This window comes from Pseudomonas juntendi (assembly GCF_021560075.1).
GTDB lineage: Bacteria > Pseudomonadota > Gammaproteobacteria > Pseudomonadales > Pseudomonadaceae > Aquipseudomonas > Aquipseudomonas juntendi.
In genome coordinates, this window is record NZ_CP091088.1 from 4,634,076 (window position 1) to 4,659,273 (window position 25,198).

At 63.6% G+C, this 25,198-nt stretch carries 22 protein-coding genes; 13 read left to right on the top strand and 9 right to left on the bottom strand.

Going from position 1 to position 25,198, the window contains the following annotated elements; translation table 11 throughout:
* Nucleotides 1-144 precede the first annotated feature (144 nt).
* The 3 genes from L1P09_RS21505 to mrcB are packed head-to-tail and all read right to left on the bottom strand — an operon-like array spanning nucleotide 145 to nucleotide 3,617.
* Nucleotides 145-477: a YqcC family protein gene (locus L1P09_RS21505; protein ID WP_009685384.1), complete on the bottom strand. Its 333-nt coding sequence runs from the start codon at nucleotides 475-477 to the stop codon at nucleotides 145-147.
* Entirely contained in the window at nucleotides 477-1,280 is an 804-nt protein-coding gene (locus tag L1P09_RS21510) for a tetratricopeptide repeat protein (protein ID WP_033690908.1), read from the bottom strand. The genes L1P09_RS21505 and L1P09_RS21510 overlap by 1 nt, the downstream gene beginning before the upstream one ends.
* Before the next feature lie 15 nt (nucleotides 1,281-1,295).
* Nucleotides 1,296-3,617 carry a penicillin-binding protein 1B gene (mrcB, locus tag L1P09_RS21515; protein WP_009685382.1) on the bottom strand — a complete coding sequence of 774 codons (2,322 nt, stop codon included), beginning with the start codon at nucleotides 3,615-3,617 and terminating at the stop codon, nucleotides 1,296-1,298.
* Nucleotides 3,618-3,732: 115 nt separating this feature from the next.
* Here mrcB and L1P09_RS21520 point away from each other — a divergent pair, with 115 nt between their 5' ends.
* Both L1P09_RS21520 and L1P09_RS21525 read left to right on the top strand, forming a co-directional pair.
* On the top strand, nucleotides 3,733-5,295 hold the full coding sequence (locus L1P09_RS21520) for a bifunctional aminoglycoside phosphotransferase/ATP-binding protein (protein WP_235768088.1): 1,563 nt from the start codon (nucleotides 3,733-3,735) through the stop codon (nucleotides 5,293-5,295).
* Nucleotides 5,296-5,532: 237 nt separating this feature from the next.
* Nucleotides 5,533-5,811 (top strand): TfoX/Sxy family protein, encoded by a 279-nt coding sequence (locus tag L1P09_RS21525; RefSeq protein ID WP_235768089.1) that lies wholly within the window; start codon nucleotides 5,533-5,535, stop codon nucleotides 5,809-5,811.
* Nucleotides 5,812-5,992: 181 nt separating this feature from the next.
* On the opposite strand, the gene L1P09_RS21530 is transcribed toward L1P09_RS21525, so the two are convergent.
* The 4 genes from L1P09_RS21530 to L1P09_RS21545 are packed head-to-tail and all read right to left on the bottom strand — an operon-like array spanning nucleotide 5,993 to nucleotide 9,614.
* On the bottom strand, nucleotides 5,993-6,877 hold the full coding sequence (locus tag L1P09_RS21530; protein ID WP_054905995.1) for a ChaN family lipoprotein: 885 nt from the start codon (nucleotides 6,875-6,877) through the stop codon (nucleotides 5,993-5,995).
* A gap of 51 nt (nucleotides 6,878-6,928) precedes the next feature.
* On the bottom strand, nucleotides 6,929-7,696 hold the full coding sequence (locus L1P09_RS21535) for a heme ABC transporter ATP-binding protein (RefSeq protein ID WP_009685378.1): 768 nt from the start codon (nucleotides 7,694-7,696) through the stop codon (nucleotides 6,929-6,931).
* Nucleotides 7,696-8,679 (bottom strand): FecCD family ABC transporter permease, encoded by a 984-nt coding sequence (locus tag L1P09_RS21540; RefSeq protein WP_172828436.1) that lies wholly within the window; start codon nucleotides 8,677-8,679, stop codon nucleotides 7,696-7,698. Before L1P09_RS21540 ends, L1P09_RS21535 begins: the two co-directional genes overlap by 1 nt.
* A gap of 50 nt (nucleotides 8,680-8,729) precedes the next feature.
* Nucleotides 8,730-9,614, bottom strand: a complete 885-nt coding sequence (locus L1P09_RS21545) for a heme/hemin ABC transporter substrate-binding protein (protein ID WP_192440987.1) — start codon at nucleotides 9,612-9,614, stop codon at nucleotides 8,730-8,732.
* Nucleotides 9,615-9,761: 147 nt separating this feature from the next.
* Here L1P09_RS21545 and L1P09_RS21550 point away from each other — a divergent pair, with 147 nt between their 5' ends.
* Nucleotides 9,762-10,079: a Rieske (2Fe-2S) protein gene (locus L1P09_RS21550; protein ID WP_009685374.1), complete on the top strand. Its 318-nt coding sequence runs from the start codon at nucleotides 9,762-9,764 to the stop codon at nucleotides 10,077-10,079.
* Here L1P09_RS21550 and sfsA read toward each other — a convergent pair.
* Complete coding sequence (gene sfsA, locus L1P09_RS21555) at nucleotides 10,069-10,782, bottom strand: DNA/RNA nuclease SfsA (RefSeq protein WP_125855424.1); 714 nt, start codon at nucleotides 10,780-10,782, stop codon at nucleotides 10,069-10,071. The genes L1P09_RS21550 and sfsA overlap by 11 nt on opposite strands.
* Nucleotides 10,782-11,954, bottom strand: coding sequence for a pyridoxal phosphate-dependent aminotransferase (locus tag L1P09_RS21560; RefSeq protein ID WP_054905999.1), 1,173 nt, complete (start codon nucleotides 11,952-11,954; stop codon nucleotides 10,782-10,784). The genes sfsA and L1P09_RS21560 overlap by 1 nt, the downstream gene beginning before the upstream one ends.
* 210 nt (nucleotides 11,955-12,164) lie before the next feature.
* Between L1P09_RS21560 and dksA the strand changes: the two genes are divergently transcribed.
* The 10 genes from dksA (at nucleotide 12,165) to pgi (ending at nucleotide 25,179) form a co-directional block, all read left to right on the top strand.
* A complete protein-coding gene (gene dksA, locus L1P09_RS21565) occupies nucleotides 12,165-12,611 on the top strand; it encodes an RNA polymerase-binding protein DksA (protein ID WP_009685370.1) in 447 nt (148 codons plus the stop codon).
* Between the two features lie 63 nt (nucleotides 12,612-12,674).
* Entirely contained in the window at nucleotides 12,675-13,562 is an 888-nt protein-coding gene (gene gluQRS, locus L1P09_RS21570) for a tRNA glutamyl-Q(34) synthetase GluQRS (RefSeq protein WP_029886411.1), read from the top strand.
* 602 nt (nucleotides 13,563-14,164) lie between these two features.
* A complete protein-coding gene (locus L1P09_RS21575) occupies nucleotides 14,165-14,341 on the top strand; it encodes a hypothetical protein (protein WP_003250005.1) in 177 nt (58 codons plus the stop codon).
* Nucleotides 14,325-17,300 (top strand): sensor histidine kinase, encoded by a 2,976-nt coding sequence (locus L1P09_RS21580; protein ID WP_235768090.1) that lies wholly within the window; start codon nucleotides 14,325-14,327, stop codon nucleotides 17,298-17,300. Before L1P09_RS21575 ends, L1P09_RS21580 begins: the two co-directional genes overlap by 17 nt.
* Before the next feature lie 4 nt (nucleotides 17,301-17,304).
* Nucleotides 17,305-18,750, top strand: coding sequence for a sigma-54-dependent transcriptional regulator (locus L1P09_RS21585; protein WP_054904430.1), 1,446 nt, complete (start codon nucleotides 17,305-17,307; stop codon nucleotides 18,748-18,750).
* Nucleotides 18,751-19,579: 829 nt separating this feature from the next.
* A complete protein-coding gene (locus L1P09_RS21590) occupies nucleotides 19,580-20,968 on the top strand; it encodes a polynucleotide adenylyltransferase PcnB (protein WP_009685365.1) in 1,389 nt (462 codons plus the stop codon).
* On the top strand, nucleotides 20,965-21,444 hold the full coding sequence (gene folK / locus L1P09_RS21595; protein ID WP_009685364.1) for a 2-amino-4-hydroxy-6-hydroxymethyldihydropteridine diphosphokinase: 480 nt from the start codon (nucleotides 20,965-20,967) through the stop codon (nucleotides 21,442-21,444). Before L1P09_RS21590 ends, folK begins: the two co-directional genes overlap by 4 nt.
* A 262-nt stretch (nucleotides 21,445-21,706) precedes the next feature.
* A complete protein-coding gene (panB, locus tag L1P09_RS21600; protein WP_009685363.1) occupies nucleotides 21,707-22,507 on the top strand; it encodes a 3-methyl-2-oxobutanoate hydroxymethyltransferase in 801 nt (266 codons plus the stop codon).
* Nucleotides 22,504-23,367, top strand: coding sequence for a pantoate--beta-alanine ligase (gene panC, locus L1P09_RS21605; protein WP_054904429.1), 864 nt, complete (start codon nucleotides 22,504-22,506; stop codon nucleotides 23,365-23,367). The genes panB and panC overlap by 4 nt, the downstream gene beginning before the upstream one ends.
* 147 nt (nucleotides 23,368-23,514) lie before the next feature.
* Nucleotides 23,515-25,179, top strand: coding sequence for a glucose-6-phosphate isomerase (gene pgi, locus L1P09_RS21610; protein ID WP_009685361.1), 1,665 nt, complete (start codon nucleotides 23,515-23,517; stop codon nucleotides 25,177-25,179).
* Nucleotides 25,180-25,198: the final 19 nt, after the last annotated feature.

Genomic DNA, 25,198 nt, shown 5'->3' on the forward strand with positions numbered 1-25,198 from the left:
GCGCACAAGTCAAGAAAAATTATTGCCAATTTTTCCCCGAGATGAATTCTTGCAACCACTAAAAATCGCTTCAGCAGCAGAATTAATAAGATTTCCATAAAAAAGGGCCACAATCTGCGGCCCTTGACGAAAAAACTGAAGAAATCAGGCAGAAGGAGCGATCAATTGGTCAAAAGCTGCCAACAGCCGGCGCAGCTCACGACTTTGCTCCGGCCGGTCGGCAAACACCGTTTCGGCCATGACCAGGATGCTGGAGGCATTTGGCAGCGGCTGGCCGAGCTCGATGATGATCTTCATGCGTTGCAGGAAGATCCATTGCAGCCATTGCTCGAAACGCAAGGTATCGACGGCGAAGGGCACCGTACTGGCCAGCGCCTCGTCGCTCGGTGGCTCGTCCTCCCACCAGCCTTGCACCTGCAGCTCACGCTCGATCAGCAGCAGGTGGTCGGCGATGTCCAGAATACGTTGCTCGATCATCAGGAACTGACCCGCGCTTTTTGCCGGGCCAAGGCGGCGCCAGCGCTATCGCCCTGTTTTTCACGGGCCTGTGCGATGGTGTTCCACAGTTCGGCCTGCAGGCTGGGGCGGCCGTTGGCGTAGGTCAGGGCGCGACGCGCCAGCTGCTCGGCCTGCGGGGCATCGCCTTGCGACAAACGCACCTGGGCCAGGCGGTAGAGCACCTGCGGTTCGCGCGGGGCAATGCGCTGGGCACGCTCCAGGCTGGAAGCAGCGCCGTTGAAATCGCCACTGCCCTGCTGGGTGGTGGCGGTGGTCAGCAGTGCCAGTACTGGGCCGTCCAGTTGCTCGTCAGCCGCCAGGCCACCTGCAGCCGTGTTGCTGCGCGGAATACCGGTGGGGGCACTGGTGCTTTGTGGGGCGCTGTTCATCGCCGCGATATCGAACGGTTCGTCGGCGATCGGGTTGGGGTTGGTGGTCATGGGCGCCGACGTGGCCGGCCCGGTAGTGATCGGCCCCGGCGTGATCGGCGCGGTGCTGATCGGCGCCGCGCCATTGGCCGCTGGGAAGGTCTGGATGCCCGAAGCGCCTGCGCCCTGCGGGATCATCACGGTGACGCCGGAATCCTCAGGCATTGTTTGCGCTTGCGCGGTGCCAGCATTGTAACCACCCGCCGGGCGGTTGGCAGACACGCGCTCGCTGTTCGACACGCGGGTGCTCGAATCGACCACCGGAATATTGCCGCGTGGGACGCTGGAGCACCCCTGGAGCACAGCCAGCGCCGTCACGGCAGGAAACAGCCACTTGTTCACGTCACACCTCATCAATGCAGCCTGCGCTTAATTCATCCAGCCCTTGACCCAGTCCATGACCGATTCAGCTGGATTCTGCTCGCCGCCACAGGTTGCGCCAGCGGGCGGTTCACTGCCGCGAATATACGGCATCTGTACCGCTCCCGGACAGCTGCCGTCAGACCCTTGGCCGCTGTAGGGGTCGATCCAGGCCTGTACCACGTTGTCCGGTTGCGGCATGTCCAGCGGCAGCGGGTCGGCCTTCTTCATGAAGCTGGTCCATACCTGCAGGGCACCGGTGGCGCCGGTGAACGGTGTTTTCCCGTTATCGTCGCGGCCCATCCACACTACCGCCAGCAAATCCTGGCTGAAACCAGAGAACCAGCTGTCGCGCGAGTCGTTGCTGGTACCGGTCTTGCCCGCCAGGGTCAACGAGCGCGGCAAGGTGTTGTACACCGAGCGCCCGGTACCTTCACGCATCACTCGCTGCATGGCGTTCTGCACCAGGTAGATGGCACCCGGGTCGAAGGTTTGCTGGATCTGGAACGGGTAGCGCTTGAGCGGTTCACCCTCGGCGGTAAGCACGCTGCGAATACCGCGCATCGGCGTGTTGAAGCCACCATTGGCAATGGTCTGGTACATGGTCGCGACCTGCATCGGCGACATGCCGCCAGCCCCCAGCAGCATGGCCGGGAAGGCTGGCCAGTCGACATTCACCCCCAGCCGGCCGATGGTCTTGATCACGTTTGGCACCCCCACTTCCAGGCCGATCTTGGCAGTGGACAGGTTGTAGGAATTGGCCAGCCCCTGGTACAGGTAGATCGTGCCGTGCGGGCGGCGGTCATAGTTTTGTGGGCGCCAGACCTGGCCGTCGCCCCCTTTGACCGAAAACGGCTCATCCTGCACCCAGCTGGTCAGGGTGTACTTGCTCGGCTGCTCCAGCGCGGTCAGGTAGACAGCCGGCTTGACCAGCGAGCCGATCGGCCGCGAGGCATCGATGGCGCGGTTGAAGCCGGCGAAACCTGCCTGGCGGCTGCCGATCAGGGCCTGTACCTCACCGGTTTCCGGGTTGGTCACGACCATCGCCGATTCGACCTCGTCCGCCCCTTTGCGCCCGGCCAGGCGCTTGAACGTCTCGCTCATCGAGGCTTCGGCCTTCATCTGCAGGATCGGGTCGAAGCTGGTAAAGATACGCAAGCCTTCCTCGGTCAAGTCTTCATCGCGGTAGTCCTGGCGCAACTGCCGCTTGACCAGGTCGAGGAAGGCCGGGAACGAGCTGTCGGCCAGGCTGCCACGTTTGGTCACGCCCAGCGGCATCTTCTTCGCTGCATCGACCTCCTCCTGGCTGGCCACGCCTTGTTCGGCCACCAGGTCGAGCACCAGGTTGCGGCGGGCCAAGGCACGTTCAGGGTAACGCCGCGGGTTGTAGTAGGACGGGCCCTTGACCATGCCCACCAACAAGGCGATCTGGTGCAGCTTCAACTCCGACAGCGGCTGGCTGAAGAAGAACTGGCTGGCCAGGCCGAAGCCGTGCACGGCACGCTGGCCGTCCTGCCCGACAAAGACCTCGTTGAGGTAGGCCTCGAGAATTTCGCGCTTGTCGTAATGCAGTTCAAGCAGCACCGCCATCATCGCCTCGGTCACTTTGCGGCTGAGGCTGCGCTCGCTGCTGAGGTAGAAGTTCTTCACCAGCTGCTGGGTCAAGGTACTGCCACCCTGGCGCATCGAGCCGGATGAAGTATTCACCCACATGGCCCGGGCGATGGACTTGGGCGACACGCCATGGTGGCTGTAGAAGTCGCGATCTTCCGTGGCAACCAGGGTCTCGAGCAGGTACTTGGGCACCTGGTCGATCTTGATCAGAATGCGGTCTTCAAGGTTTTTCGGGTAGATACCGCCGATCATCAGCGGCTCCAGGCGCACCACGTCAAGCGCCTTGCCATTGGCCCCGGAAAGGCCGGCCACGTAATCGCCGGAGAAGCGTACGCGCACGAACTGCGCGGGCTCCATGCCCTCGTAGAACTGGAAGCCACGGGTGTTGAGGTCGACGGTGTTGCCGTTGACGGCCGCCGCCCCCGGGCCGTTGGCCGCGCTTTCACGCCGGTAGCCAAGCGCGTCGAGCTCGGTGAGGAAGTCGTTCTTGCTCAGTTTCTGGCCGGTGAACAGCTCCAACGGCCGTGCATACACCTTGGCCGGGATGGTCCAGCGCTTGCCAGAGAACTTCTCCTGGACAACGGCATCGAGGTAAACCGCGAAGCCGGCGACGATCACCAGGCCTACCAGGCTGAGCTTCAAAGCCCAGCCCAGCCAGGCGCGGGAGCGGCCGGTCGGGCGTTTTTGAGGGGTACGGGGAGTTCGGGTTCGAGTCATGACGGCGGATTATACGCACTTTGGAAAGACTGGGCAGGCGGCCCGGCGGTAGGCAGGGACGGCACCATTGACCATAATGATGCATTCGAATTCCCTGCCCCCGGAAGGATTTGCCGTGAGCCAAGCTCTTATCACTGCGTTGCAGAACCCCGCCCTGTACCCCCACCCCGTGGACGGGTTTCAGCTCATCGAGACGCATATCTCCTGGGTGCTGCTGACGGGCGAGTACGCCTACAAGATCAAGAAGCCGATGAACTTCGGCTTTCTCGACTTCACTGGCCTGGACCAGCGCCAGCATTTCTGTAACGAAGAATTGCGCCTGAACCAGCGCCTGACCGACGGCCTGTACCTGGACGTTTTGCCGATCACCGGTAGCGCCGATGCGCCGCAGCTCGCCGGCGAAGGCCAGGCCATCGAATATGCACTGAAGATGCGCCAGTTCCCCCAAGGCCAGATGCTCAGCACCTTGCAGGCCAATGGCGAACTGAACGCCACGCACATCGACCAGATGGCCCGGCAGATTGCCGAATTCCACCTGCAGGCCCCGCGGGTACCGGTCGAGCATCCACTGGGCACGCCGGAGGCCGTCATGGCGCCGGTGGAGCAGAACTTCGAGCAGATTCGCCCGTTCCTCAGCGACAAGGCCGACCTGCAACAGCTAGACGCCCTCCAAGCCTGGGCACGCAGCAGCTTCGAGCGCCTGCATGGCCTGCTGGAAAAGCGCAAGGCCAATGGCTTCATTCGCGAATGCCACGGTGACATTCACTTGGGCAACGCCACGCTGATCGATGGCCAGGTGGTGATCTTCGACTGCATCGAATTCAACGAACCGTTCCGCCTGACCGACGTCTACGCCGACACCGGCTTCCTGGCGATGGACTTGGAAGACCGCGGCCTCAAGTGCCTGGCCCGGCGCTTCATCAGCCAGTACCTGGAACTGACCGGCGACTACGAAGGCCTGGAGCTGCTCAACTTCTACAAGGCCTACCGCGCACTGGTACGGGCCAAGGTCGCACTATTCAGCATGCCGGCCAATGCCGATGGCGTGCAGCGTGCCACCACCCTGCGCACCTACCGCAACTACGCCAACCTGGCAGAAAGCTACAGCGCCATCCCTTCGCGCCTGCTAGCCATCACCCACGGCGTATCGGCAGTGGGCAAAAGCCATGTGGCCATGCGCATGGTCGAGGCCCTGGGCGCGGTGCGCGTGCGTTCCGACGTAGAGCGCAAGCGCTTGTACGGCGAACAGCAGCAGGTTGAGGCCGCCCAGCTCAGCACCGGCATTTATGCCGAGGAGGCCAGCACTGCCACTTACCGGCGCCTGCACGAAGTCGCCGCGACCGTACTGCGGGCAGGGTTCCCGGTGGTGCTGGATGCCACCTACCTCAAACGCGAACAGCGCCAGGCTGCGGCCGAGGTCGCCAGCCAGACTGGCGTGCCGTTCCTGATTCTGGACTGCCACGCGCCGGACCCGGTAATCGCCAGCTGGCTGGAGCAGCGCCAGGCCGAGAACAGCGACCCGTCGGATGCCACCCTGGAGGTGGTCAAGGCGCAGCAGGCCAGCCGAGAGGCGCTGGATACGCAGGAGCTGGTGCAGAGCACCCACGTTGACACCCAGACTGCTGGCAGCATGGACCAGGTGATCGAGCAGATTCGCCAGCGTCTGCCTGGCTTGTAAGCTAGCCGGTTTCCTGGGCCGGCCCTTCGCGGGCTTGCCCCTCCTACAGGTAAACCACAGCCCCTGAAGGCTGCGCCGAACCTGTGGGAGCGGGCCAGCCCGCGAAGAGGCCGGCACAGGGCATCTCATCGCCCCGATGGCAAAAAGCCGCGTATTCCCCAACCCCCGCTACACTCCTCTCTGACCTGCTCGCGATTTATCTCCCCATGACACGTTCAGCCATCGCAAGGAGGCTCGATGAACGATGAATTGCAGCATCTGAAAAACCTTGGCAAGACCTCTGCGCAGTGGCTGCATGCGGCCGGCATTCACAGTGCATCGGATCTGCGCCGCCTGGGTGCGGTGGGTGCATACCAGGCCGTGAAGACGCGAGGGTTTCGCGCATCGAAGGTGCTGTTGTATGCCATAGAAGGCGCCCTGCTGGATATGCACTGGAACGATTTGCTACTCGAACGCAAGGAAGCCCTCAACCAACAACTGGATGCGAAAAACCCCGCGCAAAAAAATCCAAAATAAGCGCGAAAAGGGGATTGACGGCTAAATGAGAATTGTTATGATTATCACAACTGGTCGCGAGACTGGTTGGATAAGCTAAGAGCCCCTGGTTCGGACTCTCAGATTATCTCCTCATCAGGCTAATCACGGTTATTGACCCGGCAATTTGCCGGGTCTTTTTTTTGCCCAAGGTTTCCATGTCTTATCGTTTCAGCTGCGCGCAATAATCCTGCTCTGGCGTCGCCGCCGTGTACCACACGTAATCGGCCTCACCGGCATCAACCTTCTCGCCCACCTCGGCCAGCATCAGCACCTTGCTCGCACCCTGCGCACCCAAGTCACTCAGGTGCAACGGCACGCCCAGGTCCTTACGCACGTGATAGGCCCCGGCAAACAGCAGTGCCGGTTGCGGCGCCGCCAGCAAGCGCTCGGCCATGCGCCGGTCACGCTGCTGCTGCACGGCCAGCATCGCCGGTAGCTGGCTTTCCGGCAGCATCCCGCAATGCCCGGTGCGTACCTGCTGCAGCAAGCTCGCCCTGACCGTCGCGGCATTGGATTTCTCGCCCGCCAATGGCGCCGGCTGCCGGTAGGCGTGGCGCATTTCACTTGGGGAAAGGTTGGCGGCCAGCAGGGGGACCTGCTGTTGCAGGGCTGCACGCACGATCGGCCCGTACAACTGCCAGTCCCAGCCCTCCTGCCACGCCAGTGCGATGGGCAAGTCTGCCGGCAAGGGTTGCCTTTTGAGCCTGTCCACCCGCGGCTGCTGTTCAGGTTGCAGCATCTCCAGCAATAGGCTGCCCTGGGCACGCTGGCTCTGCAGGGCGTGCAGCAACCACACTTGCAGTGCGTGGTGGTCGGGGTTGTCATGTTTTTCGCCGACCAGTACTCGCGGTGCGGTAGCCAAACGCTGTACCAGTTGGTCCGGGCTGATTACCTGCCCGCTGCCGAGATCGACCACCTGCCCAAGCTGGGCATGCGTGCGCCCTTCGGTGCTCTGCCAGGCAGGCAACGGTGGCAGGCTGGCCTGGCAGCCGCCCAATACCAGTAACATGCACAGCGAAAAACCGGACAACAGCGGGTGTCGCATTGGCAGAAGCTCCATGGGTAGCGGCCGCTCACGACCACGATCGGGCCGGCTTTAACGGGTAATGATCAGCGGGTGGCCACGCTCAGGATGTGCCTGCACCAGCACGTCGATCCCGTACACGGCCTTCAACGCTGCCGGCGTCAGCACCTGTTCAGGCGAGGCAAAGGCATGGCAACGCCCCTGCTCCAGCAACAGGATCCGGTCACAGTAGCGCGCCGCCAGGTTCAGGTCATGCAAGATCACCAGCACCGCGGCGCCGCGGTCGGCAAAGCGGCGCACAGCCTCCAGGGTAGTGTGCTGGTGCAGCGGGTCGAGCATCGAGGTGGGCTCATCGAGCAACAAGGTAGTGCCCTGCTCCCCCGGCCACAACTGTGCCAGCACACGGGCAAGGTGCACGCGTTGCCGCTCGCCGCCGGACAACGCCAGGTAACTGCGCCCTACCAGGTGCCAGGCATCTGCTGCCTGCAACGCCGCTTCGACAATTTCGGCGTCGCGCCGCTGCCCGGTGCCGTGCGGCATGCGGCCCATGGCCACCACTTCCTCGACGCTGAACGAAAACCCCAGGCTCGACACCTGAGGCAATACGGCCAGGCGCCGGGCCCGCTCTTGTCCAGGCCAATCACCGAGGCCGCGCCCCTGCAACGTCACCCGCCCACGGTCTGGCACCAGCTCGCCACACATCACGCCCAACAGGCTGCTCTTACCCGCGCCGTTGGGGCCGAGCACGCCCACCACCTGGCCGGGGGGCAATTGCAGATCAATGTCATGCAGCACCTCGTTGCTGCCCCGCCGCAAGTGCAGGCCCTCGGCATGCAACATCAGCTGCGCCCTCGCACCAGCAGGAACAGAAAGAACGGCGCCCCGACAAAGGCCGTGACAATGCCGATCGGCAACTCGGCAGGTGCCAGCAGCAGCCGTGCCGCCAGGTCGGCAAACAGCATGAGCACACCGCCAGCCAGCAGCGAGGCTGGCAACAACACCCGGTGATCCGGCCCGGCCAGCAAACGCACCAGGTGCGGCACCACCAGCCCGATGAAGCCGATCAGGCCGGCAGCCGCAACAGCCGCACCCACCCCAAGCGCCGTGCAGAACACCAGTTCGCGCTTGAGCCGCTCCACATCAACGCCCAGGTGGCGGGCCTCGGATTCCCCCAAAAGCAAGGCATTCAGCGCTTTGGCCCGCCGTGGCAGCCACAGTGCCACACCCGCCGCCACCAGCAATAACGGCCATAGCCGGTCGTAGCTGGCACCGTTGAGGCTGCCCAGGTTCCAGAAGGTCAACGTACGCAACGTGGCGTCATCGGCCAGGTACGAGAACAGCCCCACCACCGCGCCGCCCAGTGCCGTCATCGCGACCCCGGCCAGCAGCATGGTGGCCACGTTGGTCTGCCCATCGCGGCGGCCCAGGCGGTAGACCAGCGCCGTCACGCCAAGGCCCCCGACAAAGGCACAGAACGACAGCAAATAGGGTGCAATGGCCTCTGGCAGGCCGCCGAACCAGGCCCCGCCGACAATAGCGAGCGCCGCGCCCACGGCCGCCCCGGCGGCCACCCCGACCAAACCCGGATCGGCCAGCGGATTACGGAACAACCCCTGCATGGCGACCCCGGACAACGCCAGCACCGCGCCCACTGCCAGCCCAAGCAAGGTGCGCGGCAGGCGGATCTGGCCAAGGATCATTTCGGCCTGCTGCAAGCCGTCGGCGGTAACGGGCAGGCCCATCAACCGCAGGCCCGCGCGCAGGGTATCGAACAGCGGCAGGCTGACCGGCCCAAGCGCCAGCGACAGCCACACCGCCAGCAGGCACAGCAGGCTCAGGCAAATGAACAACGTACGTGGCTGGACCCGCTGTTTCATTGTGCGAAGCTGGCCTTGGCTGCCGGGTAGAAGGTCGCTGCCAGTGATTGCAAGGTCGCCGGCAGGCGCGGCCCAAGCCCACCGACCAGCAGCGTGGGGTCAAGCGACACCAGGCGTTGCCCACGCACGGCACGCGAAGCCGCCAGCGCCGGGTTTTCTTTCAACAAAGCCTGCAGCGCCTGCTCATCGGCCAGCGCCCGGTCGGAGAACACGATCACATCCGGGTCCAGGGCAGCCAATGCTTCGTTCGAGAACTGCTTGTAGCCCTGATGCTCTGCCAGGTTGCGCCCACCGGCCTGGCCCAGCAGCCAGTCACCGGCGGTGCCCTGCCCGGCGATCAGCGGCTTGGCCCCAGCGTGCCCGACCAGCAGCAACACCCCGGGTGCCTTGTGCTGCGCCTGGGCCTGCTGGACCTTGGCCTGCAAGGTATGCAGTTGCTGATGGTAACCCGCGGCCAGCGCAGTGGCCTGGGGTTCTGCACCCAGCAGTTGCCCCAACTGCTTGAGGTTGCTGTCTACCGCCGCCAGCTCGGCCTTGCTGGAAAACAGCTCGACACGCACACCGGCCTTGCGGATTTGCGCCAGTACCGGCGGCGGGCCCATTTCTTCGGTACCCACCAGCACATCCGGGCGCAGGCTGAGCACGCCCTCGGCCGACAGCTGGCGCTGGTACCCCACGCTGGGCAGCGACTTCAACGAAGCTGGGTGCTGACTGGTCGTGTCCACCCCCACCAGCCGCGCTTCACCACCCAACGCGCATATCCACTCGCTCAGCGCGCCGCCGGCGCTGACCCAGCGTTGCGGCAGGTCTGCCGCCAGGGCCTGGCTAGAGAGCACAAGGCTTGCACACAAGGCGAGCAAAGCGACGGGACGACGCATCATCGGGTTCCTTCTGAAGGCGAGCTGCACGCCTTGTGGCGAGCGGCGGAACTGCGCACCATGGACGGCCGAACGCAGCGAATGCGGGCAATTTGATAATTATTCGCATTGACGCGTCAAGCCATCATCTGTTTCACGAGTCGTACTGCCATGCATTTTCTCTGTACATCACCCAGCCTGGCCGAGGGCCAGGCACGCGCCTTCAGCGTAGACGGCCTGCAACTGTTCGGCGTGCGCCGCCAGGGCCAGGTCTACCTGTACCGCAACCGCTGCCCGCACAAGGGCATCCCGTTGAACTGGGCACAGGAGCGGTTTCTCGATGACAGCGCGAGCCTGATCCAGTGCGGCCATCACGGCGCGCTGTTCCTGATCGAGAGCGGCGAATGCGTGGCCGGCCCCTGTGACGGTGAGCAGTTGCAGGCCCTGGGCTGCCATGAAGACACCCAGGGCGTCTGGCTCAAGGGTTGAGCAGCACCGGCAAGCGGCGGTCGATGACGATACCCTGCGGGTCCAGGCGCGTGCCGTATGCCAGCACTTCCACCCCGCCCGCCACCGCAGCACGCAACGCCTGGGCGTAAGCGGCATCGATCTCCTCGGCAGGGCGCACCGCGTCGATGCCGGTCAGGTTGACGCAATACAGTTGCACCGCCCGTATGCCTTGGCTGGCCAGCTTCGCCAGCTCGCGCAGGTGCTTGGCCCCGCGCTGGGTCACCGCATCGGGAAACGCCGCAACCGGGCTATCGGGGTAGCCCAGGGTCACGCTCTTGACCTCGACGTAGGCCGGGGCACCGTCGAACTCCAGGCGGAAGTCGATGCGGCTGCCCTCCTCGCCATACGCCACCTCACGCCTGAGTGCCGTGAACCCGGCCAGCTCGGCGATCGTACCGGCGTGCAGCGCCTCTTCGACCAGGGCATTGGCCCGCCCGGTATTCACGCACGCCAACCGGCCCTGTGGGGTTTCGCTGATTTCCCAGGTGCCCGGCAGTTTGCGCTTGGGGTCGTTGGAGCGGCTGAACCACACCCGCCCGCCTTCACGCATGCAATTGAGCATGGAGCCAGTATTCGGGCAGTGGATGGTCAACTGCTCGCCGCTGGCCAGTTCGATATCGGCCAGGAACCGTTTGTAGCGACGCAGCAGGCGGCCGTGTTCGAGTGCAGGTGAAAAAAGCATCAGCCTTGCCAGCTCCGCAAGCCACGGGCAATGCGATGCACCGCCTCCTCCAGGCGCGGCAGGCTTTGCGTGTAGGCAAAGCGCACATGGTGCCCGGCCAGGTGGCGACCGAAGTCCAGGCCCGGGGTGAAGGCCACGTGTTCGGTCTCCAGGAAATGCCGGCAGAAGGCAAACGCATCACCGCCATAAGCGCTGATATCGGCATATAGATAGAACGCCCCCTGCGGCTCAACGGCAATGCGCAAACCCAGCTCGCGCAGCGCCGGCAGCAGGTAGTCGCGGCGGCGGGCAAATTCGGCGCGACGCTGTTCGAAGATGGCCAGGGTTTCGGGCTGGAAGCACGCCAGCGCAGCATGCTGTGCCATGCTCGGCGCACTGATGTACAGGTTCTGTGCCAGTTTCTCCAGGTCGGCCACGGCCTGCGGTGGCGCCACCAGCCAGCCAAGGCGCCAGCCGGTCATACCGAAATACTTGGAAAAACTATTCAGGACGAACGCCGAGTCATCCACTTCCAGCACGCTGGGCGCATCCATGCCGTACGTCAGCCCATGGTAAATCTCGTCGACTACCAAGTGGCCGTGCCGTTCACGGGTGGCCTTGGCCAGGCTGGCCAGTTCGGTACGGCCCAGCACCGTGCCGGTCGGGTTGGCCGGCGAGGCGACCAAGGCGCCAACGGTATCCTGGTCCCAGTAGCGCTGCACCAGGTCGGCGGTCAACTGGTAGTTCACCTCCGGGCCGACCGGTACCAGTTGCGCCCCGCCTTCTACCAGGCGCAGGAAGTGGCGGTTACACGGGTAGCCCGGGTCAGCCAGCAGCCAGTGCTTGCCGGGGTCGACCAGCAGGCTGCTGGCCAGTAACAGGGCGCCTGAGCCGCCTGGAGTAATGAGAATGCGCTGCGGGTCGATGCTCAGGCCATAGCGCTGTGCATAGAACCCGGCTATCGCTTCGCGCAGCGCCGGCAGGCCGCGTGCGGCGGTATAGCGGGTGTGGCCGGCGGCCAGCGCGGCCTGGCCCGCAGCCACAATCGGTGCTGCGGTGGTGAAGTCCGGCTCGCCGATTTCCAGGTGGATCACGTCGTGGCCGGCCGCCTGCAGCTCGTTGGCCCGCGCCAGCAGTGCCATGACATGGAAAGGTTCGATGGCGCGGCTGCGCGCGCTGTAGGGGTGGGCCATGACCTTCTCTCAATAGCGGCTAAACTGATGATTCTACCTGCGTAAGCAATCGAACGTACCGCTCAGGCCGGTGTCTGTTAGCAGGATCGGGCGGGCTAGCGCACCCCCGATCTATCTGGTAAGTTCGGCGGCTCGCAGTCGCAGGGCCGGCGGTCGCCGGAGATGGAGCATCCTGCGCATTGGATCAGATGAGTGAGAGGCGGTCTATTCATGTCCACCGTAGAAAAGCAAAAAACCGGTCAGACCATGTACGGTGTCGAGCCTTACGTAGAGTCCAAGGGTGAAGAATACATGGGTGAGCCCATGAAAAAGCACTTCACCAAGCTTCTCGGCGCCTGGAAGCAAGAGCTGATGACCAGTGTGGACCGCACTGTGGATCACATGAAGGACGAGGCAGCCAACTTCCCCGACCCGGCCGATCGTGCCAGCCAGGAAGAAGAATTCGCCCTTGAGCTGCGCAACCGCGACCGCGAGCGCAAGCTGATCAAGAAAATCGACAAGACCCTCGACAAGATCAAGGCCGACGAATACGGCTGGTGCGAGTCGTGCGGCATCGAGATCGGCCTGCGCCGTCTGGAAGCCCGCCCTACCGCCGACCTGTGCTTCGACTGCAAGGAAATCGCCGAGAAAAAGGAAAAAACGGTCGGCAAAGGCTGATCTTTCTTCCCACCGAACGGGGCGCATCATGCGCCCCGTTGCATTTATATACCCAGCCAGACCATGACCAACTCCAGCTACATTGGGCGCTTTGCCCCCACCCCCAGCGGTTTCCTGCACTTTGGCTCACTGGTGGCTGCACTCGCCTCCTGGCTGGATGCCCGCGCGGTCGACGGCCGCTGGCTACTGCGCGTGGAAGACACCGACCCGCCCCGGGAAATGCCCGGCGCCCGTGACGCCATCTTGCAAACCCTCGAACGCTACGGCCTGCACTGGGACGGCGAAGTGGTGTTTCAAAGCCAGCGCCACGACGCCTATGCCGCGGTGGTCGACCGCCTGTTCAACATGGGCCTGGCCTATGCCTGCACCTGCTCGCGCAAGCAACTGGAGGCCTATGGCGGCATCTACCCAGGCCTGTGCCGTAACGCCGGGCATGCGCGCGAGGGTGCGGCGATCCGCTTGCGGGTGCCAGAGCTGATCTACCGTTTCAGCGACCGCGTACAAGGCGTTTACCAGCAGCACCTGGGCCGCGACGTGGGCGATTTCGTGATACAGCGCCGCGATGGCCTGTATGCCTACCAGCTGGCCGTGGTACTGGACGACGCCTGGCAAGGTGTCACCGACATCGTGCGCGGTGCCGACCTGCTCGACAACACCCCGCGCCAGTTGTACCTGCAAGAGCTGCTAGGCTTTTCGCAGCCGCGCTATCTGCACATACCGCTGATCGTGCAGCCGGACGGCCACAAGCTTGGCAAGTCATACCGTTCGCCGCCGTTGCAGGCCGAGCAGGCGACGCCGCTGTTGTTGCGGGCGTTGCGGGCGCTGGGGCAGGCGACTGACCCGCAGTTGCTGCTGGCAACGCCGGCTGAAGTATTGGCCGTGGCCCGCCAGCAGTGGCGGCCCGAAGCGATTGCGCAGCGCACGACGGTGCCAGAGGCTGAACTGCGCTGAGGCCTTGCCGGCCCTATCGCAGGCAAGCCAGCTTCCACAGGGATCGCCTTAGGGCTGACAGGTGTTTGTCAGAAGATATGCAGCGCCTGTGGTGATCCTGTGGGAGATTGTATGGTTCCTGGCAAGGGTAGCCGCTGCATCTTCAGTGCCTGTGAGATCGAGCGCCGCCCGCGCGGCGCATCGCGAGCTGCGCTCGCTCCTACGTTTGTTTCGGGCTAGTAACCCCTGTGCCAGATGCGCGCGGCCGCCTTGTTCGTACGACGCGATTTTGAGGCATGCGCCAAGGCGTTCGCGCGCAAATCCGACAGGAATAACTGGCCCGAAACAAACGTAGGAGCGAGCGCAGCTCGCGATGCGCCGCACGGGCGGCGCTCGCTCTAACAGGCGCTGCATACCTTGTGGCAAACACCTGTCAGCCCTGATGCGATCCCTGTGGGAGCTGGCTTGCCAGCGATAGGGCCCGAACAGGCCATCTTCCCCTCAAATCAAAAGCCCAACAAATTCAAACCCTTGGCTAACCTCAGCGATTCCCGCTAGCATCCGCCCAATCATTTGCGCCAATAATAAGTTCAAACCCGCAGCGCCCAACCATCGAGGCCAGCATGTACATCTATCGTTTGGTCCTGCTTCTGGTCGTGGGGATCTACCTGTTCTCCCCGGCCATCATGGACTGGTGGATCGAACCGACCGGAGCGTGGTACCGCCCGTACCTGCTCTGGCTGATCCTGATCGTCGTCACCTTCATCCTGCAGAGCCAACGAGATGCCGATGAGCTTTAGCCTGACCCAGATGATCCTGATCAGCGCCGGGTACCTCATGGTGCTGTTCGGCGTAGCCTGGGTCAGCGAGCGCGGGCTGATCCCGCGCGCCATCATTCGCCACCCGCTCACCTACACCCTGTCCCTGGGCGTATACGCCAGCGCCTGGGCGTTCTACGGGTCGGTGGGCCTGGCCTATCAGTACGGCTACGGCTTCCTTGCCTGTTACCTGGGGGTCTCCGGTGCATTCCTGCTGGCGCCAGTGCTGCTGTACCCGATCCTGAAGATCACCCGCACTTACCAGCTGTCGTCGCTGGCCGACCTGCTGGCGTTCCGCTTCCGCAGCACCTGGGCCGGCGCGTTGACCACCCTTATCATGCTGATTGGCGTACTGCCGTTGCTGGCGTTGCAGATCCAGGCGGTGGCCGATTCGATCAGCATCCTTACCGGTGAGCCGGTCAAGGCCCGGGTGGCCTTCGCGTTCTGTGCGCTGATCATCCTGTTCACCATCTTCTTCGGCTCACGGCATATCGCCACGCGCGAAAAGCATGAAGGGCTGGTGTTCGCCATTGCCTTCGAGTCGGTGATCAAGCTGCTGGCACTGGGCGGCATCGGCCTGTACGCCCTGTATGGCGTGTTTGGCGGCCCGCACGAGCTGGAAGTGTGGCTGCTGCAGAACCAGACCGCCCTGGCTGCCCTGCACACCCCGTTGCAGGAAGGCCCGTGGCGCACCCTGCTGCTGGTGTTCTTCGCCTCGGCCATCGTCATGCCGCACATGTACCACATGGCCTTCACCGAAAACCTCAACCCACGCTCGCTGGTCAGCGCCAGTTGGGGCCTGCCGCTGTTCCTGCTGCTGATGAGCCTGGCCGTGCCGCTGGTACTCTGGGCCGGGCTGCGCCTGGGCGCCAGTACCAACCCCGAATACTTCACCCTGGGCCTGGGCATTGCCGCCAACAACCAGGCACTGGCCCTGCTGGCCTATATAGGCGGCCTGTCGGCGGCCAGTGGCCTGATCATCGTCACCACCCTGGCGCTGTCGGGCATGGCCCTCAACCACCTGGTGCTGCCGCTATACCAGCCCCCGGCCGAGGGCAACATCTACCGCTGGCTGAAATGGACCCGCCGCGCACTGATCGTCGCCATCATCACTGCTGGTTTCATGTTCTACCTGACCCAGAACAACCACCAGAGCCTGGCCAACCTGGGCATCGTGGCGTTCGTGGCCACGCTGCAGTTCCTGCCCGGCGTGCTGTCCGTGTTGTACTGGCCGACCGCCAACCGCCGCGGCTTCATCGCCGGGCTGCTGGCCGGCACGCTGGTGTGGATTGTGACCATGCTTCTGCCGCTGCTGGGCAATCTGCAAGGCTTCTATATCCCGCTGCTGGACATGATCTACGTGCTGGACGATACCAGCTGGCACATGGCGGCCATCGCCTCGCTGGCGGCCAACGTGCTGCTGTTCACCCTGATTTCGCTGTTCACCAACGCCAGCACCGAAGAGGTCAGCGCCGCAGAGGCCTGCGCGGTGGACAACGTGCGCCGCCCACAGCGCCGCGAACTGCACGCAGCCTCGCCCCAGGAATTCGCGACCCAACTGGCCAAGCCGCTGGGCGCCAAAGCCGCGCAAAAGGAAGTGGAGCAGGCCCTGCGCGACCTTTACCTGCCGTTCGACGAACGCCGGCCATACGCCTTGCGCCGCCTGCGTGACCGCATCGAGGCCAACCTGTCGGGCCTGATGGGCCCGAGCGTGGCCCAGGACATGGTCGAGACCTTCCTGCCGTACAAGTCCGGTAACGAGAACTACGTCACCGAGGACATCCACTTCATTGAAAGCCGCCTGGAAGACTACCACTCGCGCCTGACCGGCCTGGCCGCCGAGCTCGATGCCCTGCGCCGCTACCACCGCCAGACCTTGCAGGAGCTGCCCATGGGCGTCTGCTCGCTGGCCAAGGACCAGGAAATCCTCATGTGGAACAAGGCCATGGAAGAGCTCACCGGGATTGCCGCCAAGCACGTGGTCGGCTCACGCCTGGTGACCATCGCCGAGCCCTGGCGCGGGCTGCTGCAGGGCTTCATCAACGTGCCCGACGAGCACCTGCACAAACAACGCCTGGCTCTGGATGGCCAGCCACGTTGGCTGAACCTGCACAAGGCGGCCATCGATGAACCACTGGCCCCCGGTAACAGCGGCCTGGTACTGCTGGTCGAGGACCTGACCGAAACCCAGGCCCTGGAAGACAAGCTGGTGCATTCCGAGCGCCTGGCCAGCATCGGCCGGCTGGCCGCCGGCGTGGCCCACGAAATCGGCAACCCGATCACCGGCATCGCCTGCCTGGCGCAGAACCTGCGCGAGGAGCGTGAAGGCGACGGCGAAATCACCGAGCTGTCCAGCCAGATCCTCGACCAGACCAAACGCGTGTCACGCATCGTCCAGTCGTTGATGAGTTTTGCCCATGCCGGTGGCAGCCACCAGAACAGCGAGGAACCGGTGTGCCTGGCCGAAGTGGCGCAGGACGCCATTGGTCTGCTGGCGTTGAACCGGCGTAATTTCGAAGTACAGTTCTTCAACCTCTGCGACCCCGACCATTGGGTAGAAGGCGACCCGCAGCGCCTGGCCCAGGTGCTGATCAACCTGCTTTCCAACGCCCGCGACGCCTCGCCGCCCGGCAGCGCAGTGCGCGTGCGCAGCGAGGTGAGCGAGCACACCGTCGACCTGATCGTCGAGGACGAGGGCAGCGGCATCCCGAAGAACATCCAGGACCGTCTGTTCGAGCCGTTCTTCACCACCAAGGACCCCGGCGAGGGAACCGGACTGGGCCTCGCTCTGGTCTATTCCATCGTGGAAGAGCATTATGGGCAAATCACCATCGACAGCCCGGCCGACATCGAACGGCAACGTGGCACCCGGATCCGCGTGACCCTGCCCCGGCATGTCGTAGCGACGTCCCCTGAAATTCGAGACCGTCGAGAGAATTGAATCAATGCCGCACATTCTGATCGTCGAAGACGAAACCATCATCCGCTCGGCCTTGCGTCGTCTGCTCGAGCGGAACCAGTACCAGGTCAGCGAAGCCGGCTCGGTGCAGGAAGCCCAGGAACGCTTCAGCATTGCCACTTTCGACCTGATCGTCAGTGACCTGCGCCTGCCAGGTGCACCCGGCACCGAGCTGATCAAGCTCGGCCAAGGCACCCCGGTGCTGATCATGACCAGCTACGCCAGCCTGCGCTCAGCCGTGGACTCGATGAAGATGGGCGCGGTGGACTACATCGCCAAGCCCTTCGATCACGACGAAATGCTGCAAGCGGTGGCCCGCATCCTGCGCGACCGGCAGAACGCCCCGGCTGCAGCACCGGCTGCCGAGCCCCGCGCCACCACCGGCAAGGCAGCCCCTGCCGACAAAGCGGCCCCGGCAGCGGCCAATGGCGACATCGGTATCATCGGCTCGTGCCCGCCCATGCAGGACATGTACAGCAAGATCCGCAAGGTGGCCCCTACCGATTCCAATGTGCTGATCCAGGGCGAATCGGGTACCGGTAAAGAGCTGGTGGCGCGCGCCCTGCACAACCTGTCGCGGCGCGCCAAGGCGCCGATGATTTCGGTGAACTGCGCGGCCATCCCCGAAACCCTGATCGAGTCCGAGCTGTTCGGCCACGAGAAAGGCGCGTTCACCGGCGCCAGTGCCGGCCGTGCGGGCCTGGTGGAGGCCGCCGACGGTGGTACGTTGTTCCTCGATGAAATCGGCGAATTGCCCCTGGAAGCCCAAGCCCGCCTGCTGCGCGTGCTGCAGGAAGGGGAAATTCGCCGGGTCGGTTCGGTGCAGTCGCAAAAGGTCGATGTGCGCCTGATCGCCGCGACCCACCGCGACCTGAAGAACCTGGCCAAGGCCGGCCAGTTCCGCGAAGACTTGTACTACCGCCTGCACGTGATCGCCCTGAAGCTGCCCGCGCTGCGCGAGCGCGGCAGCGACGTCAATGAAATCGCCAGTGCCTTCCTGGCTCGCCAGAGTGCGCGCATCGGCCGGGATGACCTGCACTTCTCTGCCGAAGCCGAACAGGCCATTCGTCACTACAGCTGGCCGGGCAACGTACGTGAGCTGGAAAACGCCGTGGAGCGCGCGGTCATTCTCAGCGAAAGCGCAGAAATTTCTGCCGACCTGCTGGGTATCGACATCGAGCTGAGCGACCTGGAAGAAGACGATATTCTCGACAACGCCCTGGCGGTGGCCAGCGCGGCCAGTGCCAGCCACGAGCCGACCGAGGACTTGTCGCTGGAAGACTACTTCCAGCACTTCGTGCTCGAGCACCAGGACCACATGACCGAGACCGAACTGGCCCGCAAGCTCGGCGTCAGCCGCAAGTGCCTGTGGGAACGCCGCCAACGCCTGGGCATTCCGCGGCGCAAGAGCAACGCCACCAGCGATAACTGACCTGCCTGGGTGGGAGGTTCCTCCTGCCCCTTCTCTACCAGCCTCACCGGCCTGTTCGCGGGCTTGCCCGCTCCCACAAGCACAGCGCAACCTGGCAGCCACGGTGATCCTGTGGGAGCGGGCAAGCCTGCGAAACGGCCAGCCACAACACCCCAGGTAACACATCTGCTGCCGCAAAAATCTGTTACCCACCCTCTGCGCCGTAACAGTCACCGAGGCGTACGGTAACGAAATTTCCACATTTCGGGCCTGCCACAAACCTGCAGAATCCACCAACCCCTTGATTTTACTGACTTTTCAAAAGTTGGCACGGCACCTGCTTTATCTCTGGTACAAGAACAATAACAAGCACTGCAACTCATAATAAGAACAAGACGAAACGGCTCACGCACAATAAAAACAAGACGGCGGAGGCGCAGCTAACTGATTCTTTTGGAGAGGATGCGTGTTTGGGGCTTGCCCCACGACCAGGCAGAGAACAACAAAAACTGCACTAAAAAGCAGCGCCTGAACTGGTTGGATCAACAGATCAACGTGACATCAGCGGCCAAAGCAATCCGTTTGCTCTTTACCCCCGGTTTGGGGGTCGTCCACAAGCTTCAGGCTTTGTGGGCAGGGCACTCAACAAAAACAAAAAGCCCGGCAAAAAAATAATAAGAGCACGCAACGACACTTCTTGGGGAGCTTAGGCTCCCCTTGTCGTTTCTGCGATTCCCGCAGGCTTCCTGCTACCCGCCTACACCATTCCCTGAGTAAATGCTAGAATCCCCGCCCATCATGCGGCCATTCTCCTATTCTTGGCCGAACATTCCTTCAAACAGTGCATCCCATGCTGAAGAAGCTGTTCCAGTCGTTCCGCCCGCCCGTACCGGGCCAGCACCACAGGCGCACCACGCCTGAGGTGATCAACAAGAGCCAGCACTCGTTGCAGCGCCACCAGTTCAGCCGCCACGCGGTGAACATTGTCGAGCGCTTGCAGGCTGCCGGTTACCAGGCCTACCTGGTCGGTGGCTGCGTCCGCGACCTGATGCTGGGCATTACGCCGAAAGACTTCGACGTAGCCACCAGCGCTACCCCTGAACAGGTCCGTGCCGAGTTCCGTAATGCGCGCATCATTGGCCGCCGCTTCAAGCTGGTCCATGTGCATTTCGGCCGTGAAATCATCGAAGTCGCTACCTTCCGTGCCCCGCATACGGAAGATGACCAGAATGACAGCCACCGTTCGTCGCATAACGCCAGTGGTCGCATCCTGCGTGACAACGTATACGGCACCCTGGAAGAAGACGCGCAGCGCCGCGACTTCACCATCAACGCCCTGTACTACGACCCGGTCAGCGAGCGCATTCTCGATTACGCCAACGGCGTGCACGATGTTCGCAACCGCCTGCTGCGGCTGATCGGCGACCCGACGCACCGCTACCAGGAAGACCCCGTGCGCATGCTGCGCGCAGTGCGCTTCGCGGCCAAGCTGGACTTCGGTATCGAGAAGCACACCTTCAAGCCGATCCGCGAACTGGCCCCACTGCTGCGCGAAATCCCGCCAGCGCGCCTGTTCGAAGAGAGCCTGAAGCTGTTCCTCTCGGGCCAAGGTGCCATCGCCTTTGAAATGCTGGTCGACCTGGAGCTGTTCGAGCCGCTGTTCCCGGCCAGTGCGCACGCGCTGGAAGAGCGCCCGACCTATACCCACACGCTCATCAGCCAGGCACTGAACAACACCGACCTGCGGGTGAAGCAGGGCAAACCGGTAACGCCGGCGTTCCTGTTCGCCGCGCTGCTGTGGCCTGCCCTGCCAGCCCGCGTGCTGCATTTGCAGAGCCAGGGCGTACCCCCGATTCCGGCCATGAATGGCGCAGCCCACGACCTGATCGCCGAGCAATGCGCCCGCATCGCCATCCCCAAGCGCTTCACCCTGCCAATCCGGGAAATCTGGGACATGCAGGAGCGTCTGCCACGCCGCAGCGGCAAGCGCGCCGACATGCTGCTGGACAACCCGCGCTTCCGTGCCGGTTACGATTTCCTGCTGCTGCGTGAAAGCGCGGGCGAAGAAACCGACGACCTGGGGCAATGGTGGACCGATTACCAGGACGCCAACGACAGCGAGCGCCGCGAGATGATCCGCGACCTGGGCAACCGTGACGAAGGCAGCACTGCCGGCCCGCGTAAACGCAAGCGCAGCGGCAGCAAACGCAAGCGCGCTGGCGACGAGGCATTCGAGTGACGACGCGCGCCTACGTCGGCCTGGGCAGCAACCTGGCTGCACCGGCCGAGCAGTTGCGCAGCGCGTTGCAGGCGCTGGACCAGGTCGCGGCCACGCGCCTGGTAGCAGCCTCTGCCTTTTACACCAGCGATTCGCTGTTGCCCGGGCAGCCACGCTATACCAACGCCGTCGCGGCGCTGGATACCCAGCTCGCACCGCTGGCCTTGCTCGATGCCCTGCAAGCCATCGAGAACGACCAGGGCCGGGTGCGCGCGGAGCGCTGGGGCCCACGCACGCTGGACCTGGACATCCTGCTGTTCGGCGACCAGGTGCTCGACGAGCCCCGCTTGAAGGTGCCGCATTACCATATGCATGCCCGCCCCTTCGTACTGTACCCGCTGGCCGAGCTGGTACCGGGCGATTTCCGCCTGGCCGATGGCCGCGCCCTTGCGCAGCTGCTTGAGGCTTGCCCATTCATCGGCCTGGAGCGCTTGTAAACCGGGTGCTCCAGCCCGTTGCACCGACCGGGTAACGCCAGTAACACCCTGATCGTAACAATGCGGTAACAGGGTGATTGACTTCCCCCACCTCGCTCACGACTATAGGCGTCCCGTGTGGCAACTGACTGCCGCATACCCGTATTTAGGCCCGGACGGACCTGTGCCCGAACATCACGCGCGATGATGTGCCGCTCCGGAAGATGACTACACGCGTTGAATGCAGTCGTTTTTTACAGCGCCTGAACGAGGAATTTCCTACATGCCTGAAGTAACCCTGACCACCCTGCATGGCCTCAAGGCCAAGGGTGAAAAAATCACCATGCTGACCTGCTACGACGCGACCTTCGCCAAAGTCGCCAGCCAGGCCGGTGTTGAAGTGTTGCTGGTGGGCGACTCGCTGGGGATGGTCCTGCAGGGCCACGACAGTACCTTGCCGGTCACCACGGCCGACATGGCCTACCATACCGCCAGCGTCAAACGTGGCAATGACGGCGCGCTGATCCTGGTAGACCTGCCATTCATGGCCCATGCCACCCCGGAACAGGCGTTTGCCAACAGCGCCACGCTGATGCAGGCAGGCGCCCACATGATCAAGATCGAAGGTGCCGCCTGGCTGGCAGAAACCATTCGCCTGCTGGCTGAGCGTGGCGTACCGGTGTGTGCGCACCTGGGCCTGACCCCGCAGACCGTCAACGTACTGGGCGGCTATAAAGTGCAAGGCCGCCAGGAAGCCCAGGCCCGGCAGATGCGCGCTGATGCCATTGCCCTGGAACAGGCCGGTGCAGCCATGCTGCTGCTGGAGTGCGTACCCAGCGAACTGGCCGCGGAAATCACCAACGCGGTCGGTATTCCGGTGATCGGCATCGGCGCCGGCAGTGCCACCGATGGCCAGGTGCTGGTGCTGCACGACATGCTTGGCCTGTCGCTGAGCGGCCGGGTGCCCAAGTTCGTGAAGAACTTCATGCAGGGCCAACCGGATATCCACAGCGCCCTCGTCGCTTACGTCGAGGCCGTCAAGCAAGTCAGTTTCCCAGGCAGCGAACACGGGTTCAGTGCATGAATACAGTCAAGACCGTCCGCGAACTGCGCGCAGCAGTAGCCCGTGCCCGCGGTGAGGGCAAGCGCATCGGTTTCGTGCCGACCATGGGCAACCTGCACAGCGGCCACGCGGCCCTGGTCACCAAGGCCGCGCAGCGTGCCGATTTCGTGGTCGCCAGCATCTTCGTCAACCCGCTGCAGTTCGGTGCCAACGAAGACCTGGACAGCTACCCGCGTACCTTGGCCGCCGACCAGGAGCGCCTGCTGCAAGCCGGCTGCAACCTTTTGTTCGCACCCAGCGTGGCAGAGATGTACCCCGACGGCATGAGCGTGCAAACCCGGGTCAGTGTTCCCCAGCTTTCCGAAGGCTTGTGCGGCGCCAGCCGGCCAGGGCATTTCGAAGGTGTGGCCACCGTGGTCACCAAGCTGTTCAACATGGTCCAGCCAGACCTTGCGGTGTTCGGTGAAAAGGACTTCCAGCAACTGGCAGTGATCCGCGCCATGGTCCGCGACCTGAACATGCCGATCCAGATCATTGGCGAGCCTACCGTGCGGGCCGACGATGGCCTGGCGCTGTCTTCGCGTAATGGTTACCTCACGCCCGAGCAGCGGGCCACCGCGCCCGCGCTGTACCGTACGCTGCAGCATATCGCTTCGGCCATTGGCCGCGGGCAGCGGGACTTTGCCGCGCTGGTTACCGAAGGGCAGGCGCAGCTGGCTGCCGCGGGTTTGCGTCCAGATTACCTGGAAGTGCGCCATGCCGTGAGCCTGCGCCCGGCAGTGATCGATGATCGCGACCTTGTGGTGATTGCGGCGGCTTACCTGGGTAACACCCGGTTGATCGACAATCTGTACCTGCACGTGGAAGAGAAAACCGCATAAAGGCCTTGGGGGCTGTTTGCAGCCCCCTCAAAATCCCCGTCCCACAGCCATTCCCAGCGCGTGACCTTTGCCTATAATGATGCAGCCTGAACCCGGCAATGACTGCCGTGTCAAAGGCCTCACCACGCATTAAGGGAACCCCGCGCAATGGCGTATTACCGTACACCCCACGATGTGACGGCGCTGCCCGCCTGGCAGGCGCTTCAGCAACACCGCGACGCCATGCAGAGCTTCAGCATGCGCGACGCCTTCGCCGCCGATGCCCAACGCTTCGACCAGTTTTCCCTTAGCGCTTGCGGCCTGTTCCTCGACTACTCGAAAAACCTGATCACCGAGCAAACCCGCGATCTGTTGGTCAACCTGGCCAACGAAGTGGGCCTGCAGGACGCTATCAAGTCGATGTTCAGTGGCGAAATCATCAACACCTCCGAAGGCCGCCCGGTGCTGCACACCGCATTGCGCCGGCCGGTTGGCGACAAACTCAGCGTCAACGGTGTGAACGTCATGCCGGAAGTACACAAGGTACTCAACCAGATCACCGAACTGGTTGGCCGCATCCATGATGGCCTGTGGCGTGGCTACAGCGAAAAGCCGATCACCGACGTGGTCAACATCGGCATCGGCGGCTCGTTCCTCGGCCCGGAGCTGGTTTCCGAAGCCCTGCTGCCCTACGCGCAGCGCGGTGTACGCTGCCACTACCTGGCCAACATCGACGGCAGCGAGTTCCACGAACTGTCGGCCAAGCTGCGCGCCGAAACGACCCTGTTCATTGTTTCGTCGAAGTCGTTCAACACCCTCGAAACCCTGAAAAACGCCATGGCCGCGCGTACCTGGTACCTGGCCCAGGGCGGTTCGGAGGCCGAGCTGTACCGCCACTTCATTGCGGTTTCCAGCAACAAGGCTGCCGCGGTGGCCTTCGGTATCCGCGAAGAGAACATCTTCCCGATGTGGGACTGGGTCGGGGGGCGCTACTCGCTGTGGTCGGCCATCGGCCTGCCGATCGCCCTGGCCATCGGCATGGCCAACTTCAAGGAGCTGTTGTCCGGCGCCTACACCATGGACCAGCATTTCCAGACCGCGCCGTTCGACAAGAACATGCCGGTACTGCTGGCCCTGCTGGGCGTGTGGTACGGCAACTTCTGGGGCGCCAGCAGCCATGCGATCCTGCCGTACGACCACTACCTGCGCAACATCACCAAGCACCTGCAGCAGCTGGACATGGAGTCCAACGGCAAGAGCGTGCTGCAGGACGGCACCCCGGTCAAAACCGAAACCGGCCCGGTAATCTGGGGTGGCGTCGGCTGTAATGGCCAGCACGCCTACCATCAGTTGCTGCACCAAGGCACCCAGCTGATTCCGGCCGACTTCATCGTGCCGGTCGTGAGCTTCAACCCGGTCGCCGACCATCACCAGTGGCTGTACGCGAACTGCCTGTCGCAAAGCCAGGCCCTGATGCTGGGTAAAACCCGCGAAGAAGCCGAAGCCGAACTGCGTGGCAAAGGGCTGAACGAAGCAGACATCGAAAAGCTGGCCCCGCACAAGGTGATCCCGGGCAACCGCCCGAGCAACACCCTGGTGGTAGAACGCATCAGCCCACGCCGTTTGGGGGCGCTGGTGGCCATGTATGAACACAAGGTGTTCGTGCAAAGCGTGGTCTGGGGCATCAACGCCTTCGACCAGTGGGGCGTCGAGTTGGGCAAGGAGCTGGGCAAGGGCGTGTACCAGCGCCTGGTCGGCAGCCTGGACGACAGCGCCGAAGATGGGTCGACCCAAGGCCTGATCAACTACTTCCGCGGCCGTCATCGCGGGTGATCTCAGGCCTGTGCCGGCC